We start from the raw sequence: 22,623 nt of genomic DNA, 5'->3' as shown, positions 1-22,623 counted from the left end.
CATGTTAACTTTAAAGCGAGTAGGGACTTTTGCAGTTAAGCTTTTTGTAGTGCTTTTAAGTCTTCTAAAACTTGTTCAGCATGTCCAGCAGCTTTAACTTTACGATACTCTTTAACCAGTTTGCCTTGATGATAAATAAATGTTGAGCGCTCAATCCCCATCACTTGTTTACCATACATATTTTTTTCTTTAATCACATCAAAGTGTTTACATAATACTTCTTCTTTGTCACTGATCAGATTAATGGTCAATGCTTGCTTCTCTGTAAAGTTTTGATGTGCTTTTACAGAGTCACGAGATACACCAATGATGGTGGTATTTAAAGCGTCAAATTGGTCTTTTATACAAGAGAAACCAACCGCTTGAGTGGTACAGCCAGGTGTAGAATCTTTTGGATAAAAATATAAAACTAACCAATCTGTAGAGAGCTCAGTGAGGTTGATTTCACCCGTCGTCGTTGGGAATTTCTGATTTGGAAGTTGTATTTGTTCAGTCATTGTTTGTCCTTAAATGCTGTTGTGTTTAAGTTCAAGTGCTAAAAAGGCATAATTTTCATGATAGAGAATATCACCTTTATTCAGTAAAAGCGGCTTTTTAAAAATTGGACCATCGATCAGCGTGGTATGAAATTCACCCGCTTCACCACATGGATCAATCCCACGTTCGATTAATTCATCCACAAAATCTGTTGTTAAAACTCTACCCAAATCTTCAACCCGCATACCGAGATTTAGGTTAATCGTCACAATGATGCTGACAAAACCCAGTTGAATAAATTCACCCACAATGTCGAGCCGTGGTTTTTGCCATAATGGCATACATAACTGCAATTGGCTTTGTTCACAGACAGATTGGTTCCATTGCGCATGTCCAATCAGATCAATATCACCAGTAACAAGGGCTTCTGCACCCAGTTGTTTGGTTTGATTGAGGAGATTTACAAATTGATGTTCATAGTCATTCCACGTGGCTGATGCTTTAAGTATAGGTAAACCAATCAGCTCTGCTTGGGCATCAATGATATCAAGCGGCATGGCATGAGAACGAGATCTTTGTCCATGTTCTTCTAGCATGACAATGAGAGCTACAGCTTGCCCACTTTGCAAAGCGTGATATAAAGCTAGGCTACTATCTTTCCCGCCACTATACGAAGCAACAAATTTTTGTTGCTGTATCACAGTATTCCATTGGTCCTGCATATCGTTTTGTATCATCCAATTGTAAAAAGAGCCTGCATGGGCAGGCTCTTTGCAACAAGAAGAAATTATTTCTTCGCTTGTGCTGCTTTCATTGCTTCTTCAGTTAAGGTTTTTAATTTACCTGTTAACTGAGGACCAAAACATGTTTGAAGGTCTTGGTTATTTTTTTGAACGAAAGCAAGTGTTGCTGGGCTTTTCTTTTGGTTAATGGCACTTTGAATTTGCCATTTTTGATCGTTGGTTAACTTACCATCAGATTCAACAGCACAGCTACAGTATTTACTTACTTCAGCAGAAGTTAATTTACCACCTTTAGCTGTTTCCGTTTTACACACGCCAATAAGTGCAGATTTAACATTTGCACTCTTATAGGCTTGTTGAACTGCATTTGATTCAGCAGCAAAAGCCGTAGATCCCATTAAAGCCGAAGCTGAAAATAAAGCAGAAAGAATAAGACTTGATTTTAAATTTTTCATAAACAGTACCTTGTTATTGCGGTATATAACGTGTTGGGTCTGCAATACCTGCATCCTTAAAACCTTCTTTACGAAGTCGACAGCTATCACATTTGCCACAAGCACGTCCTTGGTCATCTGCTTGATAGCATGAAACCGTTTGACTATAGTCTACGCCATGTTCGATGCCTAAGCGTATTATATTCGCTTTGGATAAATGTAACAGAGGTGTTTCAAATTTAAGAGGTTTTCCTTCTACACCGACTTTCGTTGCAAGACGAGCCATGTTGGCAAAGGCCTCGATAAACTCTGGGCGGCAGTCAGGATATCCTGAATAATCAACAGCATTGATACCAATCACGATCGCTTGAGCATCAAAAACTTCTGCGGCTGCAAGTGCATAAGACAAGAAAATGGTGTTACGTGCTGGAACATAAGTTACAGGAATACCATCTGTTTCATGATCAGGAACATCAATGTTAAGGTCTGTAAGCGCTGAACCACCTAAATTACCTAAATCGATATTAATCACACGATGTTCTACACCTGCGCGTTGCGTTAAAGCGCGGGCTGCATCGAGTTCAGTGGTAGAGCGTTGACCATACATAAAACTTAGGGCAATACAGTCATAGTTTGCTTGAGCCCAAGCCAAACACGTCGTTGAGTCTAAGCCACCAGATAATAAGACTACGGCACGAGGGCGCATATCCAACTCTCCAAATATTAATAATTGACGATAAATTTAACGACCAGTTTCATCGTTCCAAAGCAATTTATGTAATTGCAACTGGAAGCGAACAGGGAGATGGTCTTCTAAAATCCATTGTGCTAAATCGCGTGCAAGCTGAGGCAAACGTGCCGCACCTTTTTCCACTGCAAAAGCAGGAGAAAACCATACTGTGCTAACTTTTTGCGCTAAAGCGTATTGTTCAACTTGCTGTTTAGACCACTCATAGTCTTCACGATTACAAATCACAAATTTGATTTGATCATGTTGAGTTAAATGATCGAGGTTGCTGAGTAAATTTCGTGCAACCTCACCCGAAGTTGGAGTTTTTAAATCTAAAACTTTTGAAACACGTGGGTCGACTTTAGAGACATCTAAAGCGCCGCTGGTTTCTAAAGAAACTTCACAACCTAAATCTGCCAAACGTTGCATTAAGGGTAAGGCATTGGGCTGAGCAAGCGGTTCGCCACCGGTGACACAGATATAAGGCGTTTTATAATCTAATGTTGTTTGAATTATTTGGTCAAGCGATTGGCGTTCGCCACCTTCAAAAGAATAGGTGGTATCGCAATAGGTACAGCGTAATGGGCAACCTGTTAAACGAATAAAAACAGTCGGTAAACCCGCAGTGTTGGCTTCACCTTGCAATGAATAAAAAATCTCCGTGATACGCAGCCCCGCAGACGGATCAGAAACAGGAATAGTCGAAGAACGAAGAGAATTCATGAAATTTACCACAGATTACATAATGAAAAATCTCTACGATCACGATTGACCGTAGAGATGAGAAGCGATTGCTACGCTAGATAACTAAAATTCCACGAGGGAAAATAAATTAGTCTTCGCGAAGCAATTCGTTCAAGCTTGTTTTAGCACGCGTTTTAGCATCAACTTTCTTGACAATAATTGCAGCATATAAACTATATGTACCACATTTAGACGGTAGGCTGCCTGAAACAACGACAGATCCAGCTGGTACACGACCATAATGGATTTCACCTGTCTCACGGTCAAAAATCTTAGTCGATTGACCAATGAATACGCCCATTGAAATAACTGAGCCTTCTTCAACAATCACGCCTTCAACGATTTCAGAACGTGCACCAATAAAGCAGTTATCTTCAATGATTGTTGGGTTTGCTTGAAGTGGTTCAAGAACACCACCAATACCTACACCACCTGAAAGGTGAACATTTTTACCGATTTGAGCGCATGAACCTACAGTCGCCCATGTATCAACCATTGTGCCTTCATCTACATAAGCACCAATGTTTACATAAGAAGGCATCAATACGACATTTTTCGCTTGGAAAGAACCTTTACGCGCAACAGCAGGTGGTACAACACGTACACCAGCAGCTTTAAATTGTTCTTCAGTCCAACCAGTAAATTTAGTCTCTACTTTGTCATAGAAACGAAGATCACATGATTCAATTGGCTTGTTATCGTTTAATTTAAAAGACAATAAAACAGCTTTTTTCAACCATTGGTGAACAATCCATTCACCGTCAATTTTTTCAGCTACACGAAGTGTGCCGTTATCTAAGCCAGCAATGGCTTCTTCAACAGCTTGACGTACGTCAGCAGGACAATCTACTGCTGTAAAGTTGGCACGGTTTTCAAACGCTTGTTCAATGATCGTTGAAAGCTGAGACATGATCTTCCTTCCCAAAAAATTTTAAAAGATTCTACACCAAATTGGACTCAGATTAGATATAAAATCTAGTTTCAATCGAAAAAACTAATCTTATAATTTAAAATAAAACAACCAAATAAATGAATTGTTAAGTTTTTATTTAATTTATTTCGTTTAAAAACAACAATTAATATCCAATTGTATCAAAAAATAACAAAAAGTAATCAATTTCTCTATTAATTGTGCGGAGAGAATCACATATGATCGTTTCGAGTCCAACACATTAATGATTAAAGAACAAACTCTATTTTTTGAGGAGACATAAATGAAAGTGTTAAAATTATTGGCTGTTACAGCTGCATTATCTGCTTCTGGTTTAGCAATGGCTGATGGGTCTGTTGTTGACCAAGGTTATGCATTTGAAGCAAATAAATTAATCCCTACTGGCGCTCGTCTTGAAGTAGGTACAACTGGTTACGGTGGTGCTTTACTTTGGACTGCAAACCCTTATGTTGGTTTAGCATTGGGTTATAACGGTGGTGATATTTCTTGGTCAGATGATTTGTCTATTGATGGCACTAAATATGACATGGATTTAGACAATAATTTGACTTATTTAAATGCTGAAATTCGCCCATGGGGTGCAAGTGAAAATGCTTTAGCCCAAGGTCTTTATGTTGCAGCAGGTGTTGGTTATGTTGACAGTAAATATGATTTAAAGAAATCTTTACATAACTCAAATGACACTCTGAAAATTGATGGTAAAAATTACTATGCACCAAATGGCAATGGTAGCATCAATGGTAAAGTAGATTACGATAACCAAATTGCTCCATATGTAGGTTTTGGTTGGGCTCCAAAAATCACTAAAAATATTGGTGTATTTGGTGAAGTAGGTGCTTATTACACTGGTAATCCTACAGCGAACTTAAAAGCTGTTGGTTTACAAGAAGTAGGTAGCATTGACCCAACTTCGGGTGCTGATGCAGCCGATCGTTTAGAAAATAAAATTCGTAACGATGACAAATATCAATGGTTACCAGTTGGTAAAGTGGGTGTAAGCTACCACTGGTAATTTATTGATTATCATGTAATAAAAAACGAGCTTCGGCTCGTTTTTTATTTTGAACTTGGTATTTTTGATAGCTGAATTTTTAGATGAATTAAAAGCGATAGCCAACTCGAATTCCATGTGCAAAAGCATCATTATGGCCCACTTCAGATAAACTTGAGTTTTGGACAATTGAAGTATTGGCATCTAAGTTGCTAACTTTTGCTTTATTGAATTTAAAATATTTAACACCATAAGAAATAAAGCTCTGAGGATTGATGTTATATAAAGCACCCAAGCCTAAAGCATAAAAACCATCTGAAGGATTCAGTGTTCCAGCGGGATTAGCATTGCCTGAGTCCCATGAAATATCTGTAGTGGCAACCCATTGTTGTGAAAATACATGTGCAAGCCCAAGCTTTGCAGACCATTGATCCTTGTTATAATCAATCAGATTAAAAGGTTTGATGAGTTCAGGGTATTGTTCTGCAGCAATCTTAACCACTGCACCAAATTGTCTAGGTTGAATTTCAAAATCTTTCCAATTGACCCACCTCAAATTGCCATAAAGAATATTCGATGGCGTTAAACCTGTCTGTAGATCCAGATTGACGGATTGAGGCGTGGTGATTTGTGTTTTAGCAAAAGGAATAATACTTAAAGCTTGCGCTGAAACATCCTCAGTGATTGCAGATTGATGATTGATCTTGGAACGATAGGTAATCGCAGTTTTTACTGCATACTCTGGAATTTGATAGCTTAAACCTGCGAGCCAACCATGACCTGAACTTTGTTTTAGCTGTGCATGATAGCTACTCATCGCTGAATAGTTTGCTCCAAAGACTTTGAGTTCACCCTCGAACTGTTGATAAATGCCACCAGCATATATATTCCAATTCGCACTAGGTTGATAACCCAAGAGCATCGAAAGATTTTGACTTTTAAAATTAAATTGCCCCGACTCTAAAAGTTGCTTTCCAGCAAAGCTCTGTGGGCGATATTCATAACTAAGATCAACACCATAAGGCTGATCATAAATCAGTCCAAATGAAAGTTGTGGGGCCATTTGCAGTTTTGCAGTAGCATTGACAAAGTGGTAATTGTTGACAAGGTTGCCTGTTGAAAAATCTTCAACGCCGAGTTGTTTGAATTGCTCATGTTGAGGGAGTTGCCCTGAAACATCTGCATAGAGCTCTGCATAAGACAATTCTACATAATGATTCGGTTCTAAAAAAGCAAGGATAGACTGGTCAGATTTCTCCATACCTGCGGCATGGCTAAAAAGAGGAACAAAACTTCCAAGGGTTAAGCCCCAAGCAATAGAATTCATTCATTCCCCCCGAAATAAATTGATCAGTGATAAAGGTAAGACTAAATTTTATACTAAAAAGCCATGCTTATAATAAAATATTAAATAAAATCAAATAGATTAATTATTCTTAAGAGTTTGTGTTTAATTTTTAAATGATAAAAAAGAGAGCCGTAGCTCTCTATCTTTGATCATCATGACTATTTGATGGTTTATTTATTGACGATTTATTCCTTGATGACTTCATTTCTTTCTTAATCATCAGGATAGGCGATTTTTTTCAATGCTTTGATATCAGCCTCTGGTGAGCAGAGTGAAATAAACTCATAGCCATAGCCACGAAGTAAATGGCCTTTACGAACCGCAATCCAAGTTGTATTTAAACCAAAAATATCAGTATCGATTTGTTTTAGACGTTTATCGCGTTCTGTGTCATAAGCCACATCATTGACAATACCGACACCCATTCCCAGTTCAACATAAGTTTTGATCACATCGGCATCTAGTGCTGACATGACGATATCTACATCTAAATTGGCATCTTCAAATGCTTTATCAATTTTAGAACGTCCTGTAAAACCACCGTGGTAGGTGATAATTGGAAATTCAGCCAATTTTTCTAAGGTAATCTCTTTAGGATTAAGCTTAGTCAGTGGGTGATCTTGTGGCGTGATAATACTGTGTTTCCAGTTATAGAAAGATACACTGCCCAAATTATCTTCAGTGGTTAGTGATTCAGTTGCAATACCGATATCAGCCAAACCAAGCAATAACATTTCAGAGATTTCAACAGGACTGGCTTGTTGCAAAATCAAATGAACTTTGGGAAATGCTTTTTTAAATAAATTGACAATCGGTGGTAACACATAACGTGCTTGTGTATGTGTTGTTGCGATTGTAAGCGTACCTTCATCAACTTTATTAAAATCATCAGCAAGACGTTTAATATTGTCAGCATCAATAAGCATGCGTTCAACAATACTCAACAATGCTTGACCAGGTTCTGTCAAACCTAATAACCGTTTGCCTTTACGAACAAACAGCTGTACACCCAATTCATCTTCTAAATCTTTAATATGCTTACTGACACCAGATTGTGAAGTATAAAGTGCAGCAGAGGCTTCGGTTAAGTTGTAATTTTGACGAACTGTTTCTCGGATAATTCGTAATTGTTGAAAGTTCATGATGTTCGATACCTCAAATGTGGATGAATAGGGGTAATATTCATCCTGTCGTCGATTACGCGACTTGATTTTCAAATAGGTGAAGTGTAGATGCACTTACCCAAACTGTTTGATTTGGTCGATATTGATGTAATTTTGCTTCATCAGGATTTAAAGCAATTTCAATCAGTTGTCCTTGACGATCTTGTAACTCTGCCATGACTTTACCCGCAATCCACAACTCACGTAAGAAGGTTGCTTGAATTGTATTTTCAGTCGGTTGCGTGTGAATTTTCAATTCATTTGGGCGGGCAAAGGCAATCACTTTACCATTGGCAGTTTGTGTAGCCGAAGGCAGTTGGATGCGATCTTCACCAATTTGAATGATGCCTTGATGGTTTTCACCTTCAAAACGGTTTGCTTGACCTAAAAAGTCAAATACAAACGGAGTTGCTGGTTTTTCATAAACTTCACGCGGTGAACCAATTTGTTCAATATCACCTTTGTTCATCACCACGATTTGATCAGCAACTTCTAAGGCTTCTTCTTGGTCATGGGTTACAAAGATTGACGTGATATGTAATTCATCATGTAAAGTCCGTAACCAACGGCGTAATTCTTTACGTACTTTGGCATCCAATGCACCAAAAGGTTCATCTAAGAGCAATACACGTGGTTCAACAGCCAAGGCACGTGCCAATGCAATACGTTGACGTTGACCACCAGACAATTGCGCTGGATAACGATCTGCTAAGAAACCAAGTTGTACCAAATCCAATAAACGGGTAACACGTTTTTTGATTTCAGTTTCATTTGGTCGAGTCGCCTTTGGACGAACACGTAAACCAAATGCAACATTGTCATAAACAGTCATATGACGGAACAGTGCGTAATGCTGAAATACAAAACCAACTTGACGTTCACGTACATGAATATTGGTTGCATCTGTACCTTCAAGGATAACTTGTCCTCTATCCGTTGATTCCAAACCAGCAATAATACGCAGTAATGTGGTTTTACCACAGCCAGAAGGACCAAGCAGGGCAACCAGTTGACCTTCTGGAAAATCTAGCGATATGTTTTTAAGTGCATGGAATGCACCGAAGTTTTTTTCAATATTTTTAACTTGAATACTCATGTGCAATTCCTTAAGAAACAGTTGATTCTTTACTTTCGCGATCTTGTTTTTCTTGGCGATATTCAACCCATGTTTTTAAAATCAAGGTAATGATGGCCAAAAATGCTAACAATGTTGAGACGGCAAAAGCAGCACTAATCGAATTTGGTTCGTTATATAAAATTTCAATATGCAACGGCAAGGTATTGGTTTCACCACGAATATGGCCTGAAACCACAGATACTGCACCGAATTCACCCATGGCACGTGCATTACACAAAATCACGCCATAAATGAGACCCCATTTAATATTTGGAATGGTAATTTTCCAAAAGGTTTGCCAACCCGAAGCACCGAGCACAATTGCAGCTTCTTCTTCTTCTGTTCCTTGTGCTTCCATCAATGGAATTAATTCACGTGCAACAAAAGGAACAGTAATAAATACAGTTGCGAGGATAATGGCCGGTGTCGCATAGAGGATTTTAATATCATGTTCAATTAACCATGATCCAATCCAACCTTGTGAGCCAAAGATCAAAACCAGCATTAAACCAGCAATGACGGGTGAGACTGAAAATGGTGTATCAATAATGGTGGTTAAGAATGATTTTCCACGGAAATTAAACTTGGCAACACACCATGCTGCTGTAACACCAAAAATCACATTCAAAGGTACTGCAATGGCTGCAGTCAATAATGTGAGTTTGACCGCAGATAGGGTATAAGGATCAACCAGTGAAGCAAAGTAGACTTGAATCCCTTGTTTAAATGCTTCAACAAAAATAAGCACCAACGGTAGAATTAAGCAGCCTAAAAAGAAAATCAGACCAATAATTAGTAGGGTATTACGTACCCAGGCAGGTTCACGTGTCGCATCACGAGATTGCAGTTTTTCAGCCAAAGCATTGCTGTTGGTATTTAAGCTCATCGTGCGGTTCTCCCAGTACGGCGACTTGCCCAAGCTTGTACCAAGTTAATCAGGAACAAGATAAAGAAAGAAATCACCAGCATCACCACTGCAATTGTCGTTGCACCTGCATAATCATATTCTTCAAGACGGGTAATGATCATTAACGGAGCAATTTCAGTTTCGTAAGGAATATTGCCTGCAATAAAGATGACCGAACCATATTCACCCACACCGCGAGCAAATGCCAATGCAAAGCCAGTCAGTAAGGCCGGAAACAAAATCGGTAAAATGATTCTTGTCACGATCTGAAAACGATTTGCACCCAATGCAGAAGCGGCTTCTTCTAGCTCAGTTTCAAGATCACTTAAAACTGGCTGTACTGTACGAACCACAAAAGGAATACCAATAAAAATTAAAGCAAGCGTAATACCTAGTGAGGTATAGGCAATTTTAATCCCTAAAGGCTCGAGCAAGTGACCAATCCAACCTGTTGATGCATATAAAGAGGTTAACGCAATACCTGCGACCGCTGTAGGTAATGCAAAGGGTAAGTCCACCAATGCATCTACTATACGTTTACCAGGAAATGAATAACGGACTAAGCACCAAGCCAATAAAAAGCCGAAAATGACATTGATCAAGGCTGCAATCAGGGCGGTGGTAAAACTGAGCTGTAATGATTTTAAAATACGTTCAGAGCTCAAGATTTCCCATAAACCATCCCAACCTACGCCTAATGATTTTATGAATACGGCAGACAGTGGTATCAGTACGATTAATGATAGATACGCTAGGGTGAAGCCTAGTGAAAGACCAAAACCTGGCAGCACTCGGGATCGCTGCGACATGATGACTCCTCAAAAGAGAGAAAGCTTATTGAAATCAATAAGCAAATTTAAAACGATTTTGCAAGCTTAAAAGGCAATGATTAAATTGCAAATTTAAATAACAACTTGTTGTCATCAGTATTACTGATAAAGAAGTTTTGCTTATCAAAAATTAAATGATCATAAATTTCAGGAAAGTGTCCAAAGCCTGATGCAACATTGATATGCCCAACCTGACCTAAATTTCGAGGCCTAATTTTCCACGCTTTCGCAAGCTTCTGTGCATCTTCAAAATTTAACCAAGGATCATTTTCAGAAATAATCATTTCAGCAGGGACCGTAATTTTCAACTCATGAAAATAAGCTTCATAGTCACCGATACTGTTTCGAGCAAAACCAGCCTCACCAAAACGTGCTGGATTAGCTGGTGCAACTAAAATAATTTTTCTTACTTTAGCTACAATTTCAGGATGCTGAGCCAAAGCAGCAACCGTGGTTAAACATCCGAAACTATGTGCAACAATTTGAACAGGTTGCGTAGCATTGACGACAGTCGCAACAAATTGGGCAATCCAGTCTTTAAGAATAGGTAAGTTCCAATCCTGTTGTTGTACGCGCGAGCAAGACATGAGTTCACGTTGTAATTTAGATTGCCAGTGATCGTAATCACTACCACCAACGCCTGGAACAATAATTGTATGAATCATGTCTATGCTCCTGTTTCCTTTCGCTTAAGTTTATTTTAAACAGTTATTTGCTGCTTGCATTGGCTTTTACGATTTGATCAAAAACACCATTATTTTCAAAATGTTGCTTTTGAACTTTAGTCCAACCGCCAAACTCTTTATCAATTGTGACCAATTTTAACGGTTTGAATGTTGTCGAATACTTTTGCAAGATTGCTGCATTACGCGGACGGTAGAAGTTTTTCGCTGCAATGTCTTGACCAGCAGGTGAATACAGATAGTTTAAATATGCTTTTGCTAAGTTTAAGTTACCGTCTTTTTCAGCATTCTTTTCAACAATTGCGACAGGTGGTTCTGCCAAGATCGACAGTGATGGGGTAATGATTTCAAATTTACCTGGTTGTTCACGTGTAGATAAATACGCTTCATTTTCCCAAGCCAATAACACATCACCAATACCGCGTTCTGCAAATGTCGTCGTCGAACCACGTGCACCAGAATCAAGTACTTTAGTTTGTTTATAAATTTGACGTACAAACTCTTGTGCTTTTGCGTCTGAACCATATTTATGTTTTGCCCAAGCCCATGCTGCTAAATAGTTCCAGCGTGCTCCACCTGAAGTTTTAGGGTTTGGTGTTACAATTTCTACACCTGGTTTTACCAAATCGCCCCAGTCTTTGATGCCTTTCGGGTTACCTTTACGGACGAGGAAAACGATTGTTGATGTGTACGGTGTAGAGTTTTGTGGGAATTTCTTCTGCCAGTCTTTTGGCAATAAATTTGTATTTTGTGCAATCGCATCGATATCTGCGGCCAATGCTAAAGTCACAACATCTGCTTGCAAACCATCAATAACCGCACGCGCTTGTTTACCAGAGCCACCATGTGATTGTTTAAACTGGATGTCTTGACCAGTTTTAGATTTCCAAAACGTTGCAAATTGTTTGTTAAAATTATCGTACAATTCTCGTGTTGGATCATAAGATACATTTAAAAAATCTTTTGCAGCAACGCTGAAAGATGTGGTTGAGATCAGTACTGCTGCCACAGCAAATTTAAGTTTAGAGAACTGCATTTTTTTGCCCCATTTAATTCTGAAGTTCGGTAAGATGGAGTGAGGATAACGCTAGTCTTTATCCATAAAAAATAATAAAAAACGAATTTTATATGAATAAAAGAGAAAAAGAAAATGCTTATATTGCTTATAGTATTGGTGCAAAGCCATAGGAAATTGCTTAATGATCTGTTTTAAAAATGCTCAATTTGTTGATTCTATTTCACTTTTAGATCGAGCATTTCATTATGGAGATGGTTGTTTTAGTACAGTTCGATTACATCAAGATGTTATGGAGTTGGAGCTTTTACATCGTGCTCGATTGAAGTTGGCGGCTGAACGTTTATTTTTAGATGTGAATTTTGAGTTGTTGGATCAGACCCTGCAATGTTTAAGACAACAAAATGGAATATTAAACGGTACATTGAAGGTCATTATTAGTCGGGGTGATGGTGATCGTGGCTATGCAATGCCTGAACATGAGGCCGATCTTTATGTGGTTTATTATCCAAAAACAACCGCCTGCTTCCAGCCTGAATTAATTCACAGTGGTGTATTGGACCAAGCAATTGGCTTATTGATGCCGAATTTGGTGGGTTTAAAAACCTTAAACCGTTTAGAACAAGTGTTACTAAAAAAAGAAGCTCAGGCAAAAGGCTGGTTAGAAGCATTAGTCACAGATGTACAAGGTTCAGTTGTTGAAGGTGTGAGCAGTAATTGTTTTATTCGGATAAACAATAGATGGATTACGCCTGAACTTCGTTATAATGGCGTACATGGTGTGATGCGTGCCGAGATTTTGTCTCGGATGCAACATTATGGTGTCACCTGTGAACAGCGTTTTATCGATATGGATGAAATTCGACATTTTCAAAGCCTGTTCTTTTGCAATGCTCTCAGTCCAATGAAAGTGGTCGAAACGTTGAATCATCAACATCTAGACACTCAATCCTGTGTTGAGTTATTTAATATTTTAAATTTAAGTCAGTTTAATTCTCATGCCTAAAACCAAACCTAAGCCAAAATCTAAAAAGAAAACTCAAGCTCAAGTGAGCAATAACATCTATAAAGGCATTGCGATCGTTCTGGTTGTTTTTTTGATCATGACTGCAATCATTTTAAAAATGAGTATTTTTAAAGCGTATCCAGTGACGGGTCAAAAACAAAAGCTGTCTATTTCAAATGGTGAAACCTATACTGGTTTTATTGATCAATTGGCCAAGGACGATAAGGTTAGTTTTCCAATCATTCTTAAGCTTTATCGGAAAATTTTCATTCATGACACCATGAAAGCTGGTGTGTATGAAGTGACTAAAGGTATGAATGTACGCCAAGTATTAGAAATGGTTTCTAATATTGAAAATGCCCAGATGAGTCGACTTTTGGTGATAGAAGGGACGACAGCGAAGCAATTAATTCAGTCATTGAAAAAAGATCCATTGGTTGAAAAATCGGTGATTCAGCTTCCGAGTGGTGAAATGCTGAAAGCCTTAAATATTCCTTATGATCACCCAGAAGGTTTATTTGCGCCTGATACTTATTTCTTTGATAAAGGTGCAACGGATAAGCAAATCTTGACTGACCTGTACCAACGTCAAATGAAAATTTTAGATGAAGCTTGGGAAAAACGCGCGCCAGACTTACCTTATAAAAATAAATATGAAGCCTTAATCATGGCCTCGATTATTGAAAAAGAAACCAGTGTAGACAGCGAGTTACGTCAGGTTTCAGGTGTATTCTATCGTCGTTTAAAACTGGGCATGCGTTTACAAACCGATCCTACCGTGATTTATGGGATGGGTGATAAATATACGGGTAAGATTTCAAAGCAGGATTTACGTACTCCGAGTGCTTATAATACATATACGATCAATGGTTTACCGCCAACACCGATTGCTTTACCAAGCAAAAAAGCCATTGAAGCGACGATGCATCCAGATAACTCTGAAAACATTTACTTTGTTGCCACAGGTAATGGTGGGCACAAATTTACAGCCAATCTGAATGATCATAATCGTGCAGTGCAAGAATATATTCAAGTTATGCGGTCTAAGAATTAAGGAATGAGCATGTTTATAAGTTTTGAAGGTACTGAAGGTGTAGGAAAAACCACGCTCATTCAAAAGTTATTTGATTACTTTCAACAACAAGGTCAACAGGTTGTTTTAACACGTGAGCCTGGTGGTACGCCTTTAGCTGAACAAATCCGTTCATTATTGCTGTCGGTCAATCATGAAGAACAGATGAGTAATGACACGGAGTTATTGCTGATGTATGCAGCACGAGCACAACATTTGGAAGCTGTGATTTTACCTGCCTTGGCTGAGGGCAAGATTGTACTGTGTGACCGTTTTGTCGATTCAAGTTTTGCTTATCAATGTGCAGGTCGCGGGTTAAGTCGAGATAAGTTACAACTGCTCAATGAAAATTTTGTTTCTAAAATGCCAGATATTACTTTTTGGTTGGATGCGCCAATTGAATTGGGAATGAACCGTGCCCGTGCACGCGGTGCATTAGACCGCTTTGAACAAGAAAAAGTGGTGTTTTTTGAATCGGTACGCAGTGGGTTTTCTGAAATTCATTTGCGTGATTCTCAACGGATGAAACGTTTAGATGCGACTCAAGCACCAGAGCAAGTATTTGCTGAGGCGTTAAGCTATTTAAAATAAGCGCCAATCAATCCTCTAAATAAGTGAAATTGAGCAATTTATTCTATTGATTTGAACGATAGCGTTAGTGTTTTGAACCGAAAAAGTCTTTATATTGTTTTAGGTCAGGGATATAAAGACTTTAATTATGAAAAGCTCGAAAGCTGAAATCGTACAATTCTTACAGCAATTTTTTTCACCTAGTTTACAACGTTGCGAAATTGAAGAAGTAACTGAAAAAGGGGCTTCTTTGGTTTGGCACGTCAGTGATCAAGATATACGACCAGGTGGAACTGTTTCAGGTCCAACCATGATGGCCCTAGCAGATTTTGCACTTTATGTTGCGATTATGGGTGAAATTGGTTTAGTCGGTTTGACAGTTACGACCAATATGAATATTAATTTTTTACGCAAGCCAACGGGTGGTGTTGATATTCGTGGCGTGTGTAAATTGATGAAAGTGGGTAAAGCTTTAATTGTCGGTGAGGTCTGGATTTATTCTTTAGGTTCGGATGATCCTGTTGCACATGTGACAGGAACGTATTCTGTTCCACCACAAAAATAAATCATTCAGGGATTTTAAAAATGCGTATTGGACGAAATTTTTTATAGTCCTTACTGGGTTTTCTGATGGTGTGTTAATGCTCACTATTTTTAGTGATGGTTAAATTGTTTTGATCATCAATCTATATTTTTGGTTATAGCGTCATTAACAATAGACTTCTTACGTTAGTTCTTTTTAAAGCCATAGATCATCATAAAATTCCCCTCATCCTAGCCTTCTCCCAAAGGTAGAAGGGACTTTCAATACCAATCTGATTCACTCAACATGGTCATTTTTTGATTTATGAAAGATCTTTAATGGATACTTAAATCATGTATGGGTATGTGAGCATGAATATCAAAAAGAATAATAAACAATCAATTGTATTGATTGATATAGATGCAATTACAACTTGAGTGATATATTGAGTTCTGCAAGGGATAATGCTAATTTATTCATAATAAATAGTTTATTTTGAAAATTAATATAGATTAAATGGAATAAAGAATATGTCATCAGGTCATGAAGTCGTAGATTTGTTTAAGGAACAGGTTTTTCCTTTATCAGATAAATTGACGGAGATGTTGAATGAACACTATTCACATCAAACTGAACGCCGTGGTTGCGGTTATACGCAGGCTACACGCGTATTGGCTGAGTACATTAATTTTCCGCGTGATCAAGTTGAAGCAACTGATTTAAAAATATTTAAAGATTATGATTTTAAGAAATTAAAAAAGATCCTTGAGCAAAAAAATGCTTATGGATTAGATATCGATGATTGGCATAACTTAGATCAAAATAAATCGATTCAAAATTTTCTTATTCAAGCCAAAGATGATGAGTTTAAAGCCTTAGTTGAACAAGAAGTTGCAATCCAAGCAAACTTAAGACGCTTATCGCAACAAGCACAATTAGAAGAAAGCCATGTGATTTGCGCTATGTTGGAAGATGTGATTTTACCCAAAACAGCAGATGAAACTGGTTATGTTGAAATTGCGACGCTTGACGGCAAGCCTAAAGTGGGCTCATGTCCAATGGCAGAAGCATTTTTCTTAAAGATTGCCCATCGTTCCATGTTAAGACAAGGCTCAATCAACATTTTTGTAGATGATCAAAATCGTCCGCTGTTGATCGAAAAAATGAACATGGGGGATAATCATTCCTGTATAAATTTACAACCTTTATTGATGAATGGAATTCGTATTCCGATTGGTTCTTTATTTTCTGTCGATTATGATATTGAACAAATTGCCAACAAAGTCCCCAATCAAGAGTTTAAAGGCTATATTATTCCTTATAAAGAGATTCAAGGTTTTTGGTTTTTGCGATTAACCACTTTAGCCATTTCACCTGAGAATCGACAAAGGGCATTTACGACACATTTTGAACAACAAGTGAATAATGGACTTTTTAGTCCTGACACAACACTTATAAAACAACTCAATGATGTTGCAAAATCACAATTGAGAGCACTCAGTCTCGGATAGCTTTATGTTAAATGTTTGTTTTTCTCCACGCTATTTTGCTCAAACACATACAAATAGCATGGAAAAACTTGTTGCAGTCGCAGAGCAACTACAGCAATTTAATGATTATAAATTTCATGAACCACAACAAATTGATCCAGAAATTTTAAAAGCCTTACATTCACCTAAATATGTCGAGGCTTTTTTAACAGGACAACCAGCAAAACTGGCAACTTTTGCTGGTTTTAAGCCTTGGAATGAACAATTAAGAGATGCAGTACTCTCCATCAATGCTGGGCAATTGTTGGCAACTGAACTGGCATTCCAACATGGGATTGCCGCCAATATTGCGCAAGGGTTTCACCACGCCAATTATGAATATGGTGGCTCTTATTGCACTTTTAATGGCTTGGCATTAATTGCACAACATTATGCAAATAAACGTATCTTTATTTTGGATTGCGATCAGCATGGTGGTGATGGGACAGCTGATTTTACCCGCAGATTAGATAATTTATATAATTTTAGTATTTACGGTTTGGCTTTTGGCTACCCCACGTATGAACGTGCGGAAAGCCGCCACATTCATACCAAGCATGGAAGTTTTGCTCAATATACTATGGCATTGCATGAAGCTTTTCAGCGAGCGAATGAGTGGAAAGCCGATATTATTATTTATCAAGCGGGGATGGATTGCCATCAAGCAGATCCTTATGGTTCGGCATGGTTTACGACAGAGTTGATTCAAAAAAGAGAGGAAATAGTGTTTAACCTTGCCAAACGTGACAATATTCCGATCATGTTTGTACTTGCAGGGGGCTATCAGAACTTAGATGATTTAGCAAAATTACATGCTGAAACTTTTCATATAGCGCATCGTACTTATTATGGAAAAAATAAAGACTAAACTCGCTGTTAAATTTGGCTGGAATACCGTATTTATTGGCTGAATTTAGTAATGTACGATCTGTATAAATCAATACAATGATAATTATTCTCATTTATGGTGGTTATCATGTTTATTCAAAATTTAGAAAACTTTCCAATCGTTCGTATTAGTTATCAAGCTGAAGATGCAGTTTCAGTTGATGAAACAATTGCAATTTATGAATCATTATTGAGTCGCAAAGAAACTTTTGTTTTTATCAGTGAAGGGGCCTTTCCTGAACAAAAAAATGATCATGAAGAACGCAAGCAAGTTGCAGCATGGGTTAAAGCAAAACGTGAAATTTTAAGCCAATATGTGAAAGCATTGATTCATATTGAACCTGATGAAAATATTCGACTTGAAACGCAAAAATTTGCCAATAACTTTATTAAGTTTACAGGCTACCCGATGTTTATTGTAGACAATCAACAACAAGCGCAGAAAGTCATCGACGCTGTTTTAAAGTGATAAATATATAGGCAAACCATGCTTGATAATGTGGATCCTTTTTTTGTAGATCAAATAGACCAAGCAATTATTGTATTAAAAATACAACAGCAAGTTCCTGATTGGGAGCTTGCGTCACATCAGCATGTAAAAAGCCAATTGATGATGACGGTTAATGGCTTAATTACTGTGGAAACACCGTCTGGTATTTGGGTTGTTCCAGCACAACAGGCTTTATGGATTCCGTCAAATGTGCCACATAAAGTCAGTAGTTATGGTGTCTCTTCTGGCTATGTTGCATTTATTGCCCCCCAACTTGATCATCTTTTAGAACCGAATTGCACCATGTTGCAAGTGACAAATTTACTGAATGCCTTATTGGAAAGAGTTGAAACCTTGTCTGATAAGGTACTTTCAGAAAAAGACTTCCGTTTGCAGCAATGCTTGTTAGATGAAATTCAATCAGTTGTAAAGCCAACATTTTATTTACCCATTCCACAAGATCTTCGTTTAGTTAAATTGACCCGCCATTTATTAAAGCATCCTGAGCAGAATCAAAGTTTGGCTGAATGGGCAAAATTATGTTGTATGAGTGAACGAAGCCTTACACGAACTTTTCATCAAACGACGGGGATGAGTATTAATCAATGGCGAAGAAAGTTACATGTTGTATTGGCATTACAATGGTTAACAGAAGGAGATTCAGTACATCAGGTTGCGATGAAATTAGGCTATGACAGTGATAGCTCATTTATTGTAATGTTTAAGAAAATAATGCAGCTTTCTCCTCGAAATTATATGCAGCAAACATAAGGTTTTATTTTCAAATAGAACTAGTTTTAGCATTTAATCAAAATGAATTTATAACATTATGAATTATTAAAAAGATTTGCACTGCCGCATTTTAGCTTGAAAAATTTAAATTGATTTGCGTAGACGATACCTCACCTTGTGCTACCACATCCTTGCGCTACTATATCTGTAGCGGTGCCTCTCCTTGTGTTATCACATTCTTGCGCTACAAACAAAGCAGTGCTTTGTTCTTGCTCAAGTGCTTTGTTTTTGCTCATTAAGCGCCATTATATAAAAATAGCCAGAATGATCTGACTATTTTTTGTGATTTTAAGGGGTTTAAACTGCTTCATTTACCAATGGTGTTTCGACTGTAAAGTTTGGTGGCGTTAATACCGTTTTTCTTAATTCAGGTGAAAGCTCTGGATAATCAAGCGTGTAGTGTAGACCACGTGATTCTTTACGTTGCATGGCACAACGAACAATCATCTCTGAAACCATGACCAAATTACGTAGTTCAATCAAGTTCTTACTGACATGATAATCCTGATAATATTCAGTAATTTCTTTCTTCAACATTTCAATACGATGCAATGCACGTTGTAAACGTTTTGTGGTTCTTACAATCCCGACATAGTTCCACATGGTTTGGCGGAGTTCATCCCAATTCTGCAGGATCACAACATCTTCATCAGGATTGGTCGATTGTGAAGCATCCCATTCAGGCACGGTCGGTATATCAAAGTGATGATTAAACTTTGCCTCTATGTCCTTGGCAGCACTCATACCATATACAAAGCATTCAAGTAGTGAATTGCTGGCCATACGGTTAGCCCCATGTAACCCTGTATACGACGTTTCACCAATTGCATATAAACCAGCTAAATCAGTTTGGCTATGTTCATCGACCACCACGCCACCGCAAGTATAGTGTGCTGCTGGAACAACAGGGATCATATCCTTGGTGATATCAATACCAAGTTCCAATAAGCGCGCGTATAAGGTTGGGAAATGTTCTTTAACAAATTCAGCTGGTTTATGACTGATGTCTAACCAGACATGGCGGATGCCTAAGCGTTTGATTTCATAATCAATAGCGCGTGCAACAATATCTCGTGGTGCAAGTTCGGCACGTTCATCAAAGCGCAGCATAAAGCGTTCACCATCAGGTAAACGTAAATACGCACCTTCACCACGCATTGCTTCCGTAATCAGAAATGAGCGTGCTTGAGGATGATATAAACAGGTTGGATGGAATTGATTAAATTCCATATTTGCGACACGACAGCCTGCACGATATGCCATGGCAATACCATCGCCTGTGGCAATATCAGGATTTGATGTATATAAATAAGCTTTCATTGCACCACCACAAGCAAGGGCAGTGAATGGGGCTAAAAATGTATGAACTTTTTCATTGCTTTCATCAAGTGCGTAAAGACCAACCGCACGATTGGACTGTTGTTTATGTCCTAATTTATGTGTGGTGATTAAATCAATCGCAATGTAATTTTCAAAAATATGAATATTTTTCTTTTCTTGAGCGCGTTGAACCAGTGTGGTCGAAATGGCTTTACCTGTGGCATCGGCTGAATGAATAATGCGACGTTGTGAATGTCCACCTTCACGAGTGAGATGTAATTGTTCATCTTCATCTAATGTAAACTGCACACCATGGTTGAGTAAGAAATCGACAGAAGGTCGACCACCTTCAACGGTATGTTTGACTGCATCAATCTCACATAACTGTGCGCCTGCAATCATAGTGTCATCAATATGCTGTTGAATAGAATCTGTTTCGTCAAGTACGGCAGCAACACCACCTTGTGCAAAATATGTGCTTGCATCGGTTAAGGTTGATTTCGCTAAAACAGCAATATTAAAATGTTCAGGCAAAGATAAGGCTAAACTTAAGCCTGCACCGCCACTCCCCACAATAACCACGTCAAATTGATGAGTTGTACTTAAATTAGACATGTCCATCAGCTAATTTGAAAAATGTTTGCTAATAACACTCTTTTTTTTAACAAATTACAATAGTCACATGTGTCAGATTTTAGTATAAATAAGATATTCCAAGGCTTTTAATATAAAATTAAGTAAAGTCTTGTTTTATAAAAAAATGTAAACATATTTTTACGTAACGATATTAAATAATATGTTACAAACATTTTTAAGCAAATAATCATCAGATGCAGGTTCGTGAGAAATGAGTAATGGTCTAATACAAAAAGGAATGTATGCAGCAGTATTTACTGTCGCTGCGGCAACATCACAAGTTCAAGCTTCAACTCCTGTGGATTTTTCTAACTTGGTTGAACAAGTTAGTCCAGCTGTTGTGAGTGTTAATGTTGTTAAAAAGTTATCTCAGGAAGAGTTGTTACAGCAACAAGTACCTGAAATTCTAAAGCGTTTCTTTGGTAATCAAATCATTATTCCACAACAACGCGCGCCACAAGAAAAGACTGCGTATGGTAGTGCATTCTTTATTAGTAAAGATGGTTATTTACTGACAAATCACCATGTGGTTGAAGATGCATCTAAAGTGACGATTATGTTGAATGATCGCCGTGAAATTGATGCAAAAGTGGTGGGCAGTGATGAACGTACAGATGTAGCTTTACTAAAAGTTGAGGGGAATAATTTCCCATCATTATCTGTGGGTAATGTAGATCAACTTAAAGTCGGGCAGCCTGTTCTAGCAATCGGTTCGCCATTTGGTTTTGATTATTCTGCATCAGCAGGGATTGTCAGTGCCAAGTCACGTAATATGATGGGTGAAACCTCTGTTCCATTTATCCAAACCGATGTGGCATTAAATCCGGGCAACTCAGGTGGTCCGCTATTTAACCAACAAGGTCAAGTTGTTGGCGTAAACTCTCGTATCTTTAGTGGTACGGGGGGTTATATGGGCTTGTCATTCTCTATTCCAATTGATGTAGCAATGGATGTTGCTGATCAGTTGAAAAAGAATGGTAAAGTAACCCGTTCTTATCTTGGTGTAATGCTGCAAGATATCGATCGAAACTTAGCAGAAGCATATAAATTAGATAAACCAGAAGGTTCGTTGATTACCCAAGTTGCGCCGAATTCACCTGCAGAAAAAGCGGGCTTTAGATCAGGCGATGTAATCTTAAAATATAATGGTTCGCCAATATCACGCACCTCTGAATTATTGAATTATTTGAATCGCACTCAACCTAATCAATCTGTTAAGCTCGAAGTTTTACGTGATGATAAACCAAAAGTAATTACAGCAACTTTAACTGTTGCACCAGATGATACCCCTGCAAAAGTTGACAATACCAACACTTCGGCTAAGCCAAATAAAGGGCCTATCATTGGTGTTGCGATTCGTGCTTTAACTGAACAAGAAAAGAATCGTTTAAATGTTAAAGGTGGTGTGTTTATTCAAGATGTGACCAGAGGCGGCTTAGCTGCACAGTCACGGATTTTACCTGGTGATGTGATCACCCAAGTAAATAACAAGAAAGTAAATACACCGAATGATTTTGTTGATGCTATTTCTGAGCTACAGAAAAATACGGTAGCACGTGTAGCGATTGTTCGTGAAGGACAACATGCTATGATTGGATTACGTATTCAATAAATACAACTAATCAGAATCAGCCACTCTAAGAGTGGCTTTTTTATATGATCA

At 38.0% G+C, this 22,623-nt stretch carries 24 protein-coding genes; 10 read left to right on the top strand and 14 right to left on the bottom strand.

Annotated features, from left to right (window positions below):
- Positions 1-35: 35 nt before the first annotated feature.
- The 6 genes from AC07U8_RS15085 to dapD form a co-directional block, all read right to left on the bottom strand.
- Positions 36-497, bottom strand: a complete 462-nt coding sequence (locus AC07U8_RS15085; protein WP_004823156.1) for a peroxiredoxin — start codon at positions 495-497, stop codon at positions 36-38.
- Between the two features lie 9 nt (positions 498-506).
- The gene (locus AC07U8_RS15080; RefSeq protein WP_419313924.1) at positions 507-1,199 is read right to left on the bottom strand and encodes a Dph6-related ATP pyrophosphatase; all 693 of its coding nucleotides are present in this window, start codon (positions 1,197-1,199) and stop codon (positions 507-509) included.
- 65 nt (positions 1,200-1,264) lie between these two features.
- Entirely contained in the window at positions 1,265-1,675 is a 411-nt protein-coding gene (locus tag AC07U8_RS15075; RefSeq protein WP_004717195.1) for a hypothetical protein, read from the bottom strand.
- Between the two features lie 13 nt (positions 1,676-1,688).
- On the bottom strand, positions 1,689-2,360 hold the full coding sequence (queC, locus tag AC07U8_RS15070) for a 7-cyano-7-deazaguanine synthase QueC (RefSeq protein WP_004717194.1): 672 nt from the start codon (positions 2,358-2,360) through the stop codon (positions 1,689-1,691).
- 36 nt (positions 2,361-2,396) lie between these two features.
- Positions 2,397-3,107 (bottom strand): 7-carboxy-7-deazaguanine synthase QueE, encoded by a 711-nt coding sequence (gene queE, locus AC07U8_RS15065; protein ID WP_004717192.1) that lies wholly within the window; start codon positions 3,105-3,107, stop codon positions 2,397-2,399.
- Positions 3,108-3,216: 109 nt separating this feature from the next.
- Entirely contained in the window at positions 3,217-4,038 is an 822-nt protein-coding gene (gene dapD / locus AC07U8_RS15060; RefSeq protein ID WP_004717190.1) for a 2,3,4,5-tetrahydropyridine-2,6-dicarboxylate N-succinyltransferase, read from the bottom strand.
- A 304-nt stretch (positions 4,039-4,342) separates the two neighbouring features.
- Here dapD and carO point away from each other — a divergent pair, with 304 nt between their 5' ends.
- Entirely contained in the window at positions 4,343-5,092 is a 750-nt protein-coding gene (carO, locus tag AC07U8_RS15055) for an ornithine uptake porin CarO (RefSeq protein WP_105713610.1), read from the top strand.
- A gap of 88 nt (positions 5,093-5,180) precedes the next feature.
- On the opposite strand, the gene AC07U8_RS15050 is transcribed toward carO, so the two are convergent.
- The 7 genes from AC07U8_RS15050 to AC07U8_RS15020 form a co-directional block, all read right to left on the bottom strand.
- Positions 5,181-6,398, bottom strand: a complete 1,218-nt coding sequence (locus AC07U8_RS15050) for an OmpP1/FadL family transporter (RefSeq protein ID WP_494738210.1) — start codon at positions 6,396-6,398, stop codon at positions 5,181-5,183.
- 233 nt (positions 6,399-6,631) lie between these two features.
- The gene (locus tag AC07U8_RS15045; protein ID WP_004717184.1) at positions 6,632-7,561 is read right to left on the bottom strand and encodes a CysB family HTH-type transcriptional regulator; all 930 of its coding nucleotides are present in this window, start codon (positions 7,559-7,561) and stop codon (positions 6,632-6,634) included.
- Between the two features lie 55 nt (positions 7,562-7,616).
- Positions 7,617-8,678: a sulfate/molybdate ABC transporter ATP-binding protein gene (locus AC07U8_RS15040; protein ID WP_004717183.1), complete on the bottom strand. Its 1,062-nt coding sequence runs from the start codon at positions 8,676-8,678 to the stop codon at positions 7,617-7,619.
- A gap of 10 nt (positions 8,679-8,688) precedes the next feature.
- Positions 8,689-9,585: a sulfate ABC transporter permease subunit CysW gene (cysW, locus tag AC07U8_RS15035; protein WP_004717181.1), complete on the bottom strand. Its 897-nt coding sequence runs from the start codon at positions 9,583-9,585 to the stop codon at positions 8,689-8,691.
- A complete protein-coding gene (cysT, locus tag AC07U8_RS15030) occupies positions 9,582-10,415 on the bottom strand; it encodes a sulfate ABC transporter permease subunit CysT (protein ID WP_004717179.1) in 834 nt (277 codons plus the stop codon). Before cysT ends, cysW begins: the two co-directional genes overlap by 4 nt.
- An 80-nt stretch (positions 10,416-10,495) precedes the next feature.
- Positions 10,496-11,101: an RBBP9/YdeN family alpha/beta hydrolase gene (locus tag AC07U8_RS15025; RefSeq protein WP_105713612.1), complete on the bottom strand. Its 606-nt coding sequence runs from the start codon at positions 11,099-11,101 to the stop codon at positions 10,496-10,498.
- Positions 11,102-11,144: 43 nt separating this feature from the next.
- Positions 11,145-12,155 (bottom strand): sulfate ABC transporter substrate-binding protein, encoded by a 1,011-nt coding sequence (locus AC07U8_RS15020; RefSeq protein WP_004717173.1) that lies wholly within the window; start codon positions 12,153-12,155, stop codon positions 11,145-11,147.
- A 163-nt stretch (positions 12,156-12,318) separates the two neighbouring features.
- Between AC07U8_RS15020 and pabC the strand changes: the two genes are divergently transcribed.
- From pabC to AC07U8_RS14980, 8 genes are all read left to right on the top strand, one after another.
- Positions 12,319-13,140, top strand: a complete 822-nt coding sequence (pabC, locus tag AC07U8_RS15015; RefSeq protein WP_314336075.1) for an aminodeoxychorismate lyase — start codon at positions 12,319-12,321, stop codon at positions 13,138-13,140.
- Complete coding sequence (gene mltG, locus AC07U8_RS15010; protein ID WP_096734778.1) at positions 13,133-14,194, top strand: endolytic transglycosylase MltG; 1,062 nt, start codon at positions 13,133-13,135, stop codon at positions 14,192-14,194. Before pabC ends, mltG begins: the two co-directional genes overlap by 8 nt.
- Before the next feature lie 9 nt (positions 14,195-14,203).
- On the top strand, positions 14,204-14,803 hold the full coding sequence (tmk, locus tag AC07U8_RS15005) for a dTMP kinase (RefSeq protein WP_004823143.1): 600 nt from the start codon (positions 14,204-14,206) through the stop codon (positions 14,801-14,803).
- 127 nt (positions 14,804-14,930) lie between these two features.
- Positions 14,931-15,347 (top strand): PaaI family thioesterase, encoded by a 417-nt coding sequence (locus AC07U8_RS15000; protein WP_151803289.1) that lies wholly within the window; start codon positions 14,931-14,933, stop codon positions 15,345-15,347.
- A gap of 488 nt (positions 15,348-15,835) precedes the next feature.
- Positions 15,836-16,816 (top strand): hypothetical protein, encoded by a 981-nt coding sequence (locus tag AC07U8_RS14995; RefSeq protein ID WP_004717163.1) that lies wholly within the window; start codon positions 15,836-15,838, stop codon positions 16,814-16,816.
- A 4-nt stretch (positions 16,817-16,820) separates the two neighbouring features.
- Entirely contained in the window at positions 16,821-17,702 is an 882-nt protein-coding gene (locus AC07U8_RS14990) for an arginase family protein (protein ID WP_004717161.1), read from the top strand.
- A 108-nt stretch (positions 17,703-17,810) separates the two neighbouring features.
- A complete protein-coding gene (locus AC07U8_RS14985) occupies positions 17,811-18,191 on the top strand; it encodes a hypothetical protein (RefSeq protein WP_004717160.1) in 381 nt (126 codons plus the stop codon).
- A gap of 18 nt (positions 18,192-18,209) precedes the next feature.
- On the top strand, positions 18,210-18,983 hold the full coding sequence (locus tag AC07U8_RS14980) for an AraC family transcriptional regulator (protein WP_494738209.1): 774 nt from the start codon (positions 18,210-18,212) through the stop codon (positions 18,981-18,983).
- Between the two features lie 318 nt (positions 18,984-19,301).
- On the opposite strand, the gene nadB is transcribed toward AC07U8_RS14980, so the two are convergent.
- On the bottom strand, positions 19,302-20,945 hold the full coding sequence (gene nadB, locus AC07U8_RS14975) for an L-aspartate oxidase (RefSeq protein WP_096734773.1): 1,644 nt from the start codon (positions 20,943-20,945) through the stop codon (positions 19,302-19,304).
- 226 nt (positions 20,946-21,171) lie between these two features.
- Between nadB and AC07U8_RS14970 the strand changes: the two genes are divergently transcribed.
- Positions 21,172-22,572: a Do family serine endopeptidase gene (locus AC07U8_RS14970; protein WP_004823133.1), complete on the top strand. Its 1,401-nt coding sequence runs from the start codon at positions 21,172-21,174 to the stop codon at positions 22,570-22,572.
- Positions 22,573-22,623: the final 51 nt, after the last annotated feature.

It is taken from the genome of Acinetobacter sp. GW821-FHT01E09, assembly GCF_059422385.1.
Note: the sequence above shows the minus strand (reverse complement) of the source record. Positions and strands in the feature narration are given on the sequence as shown.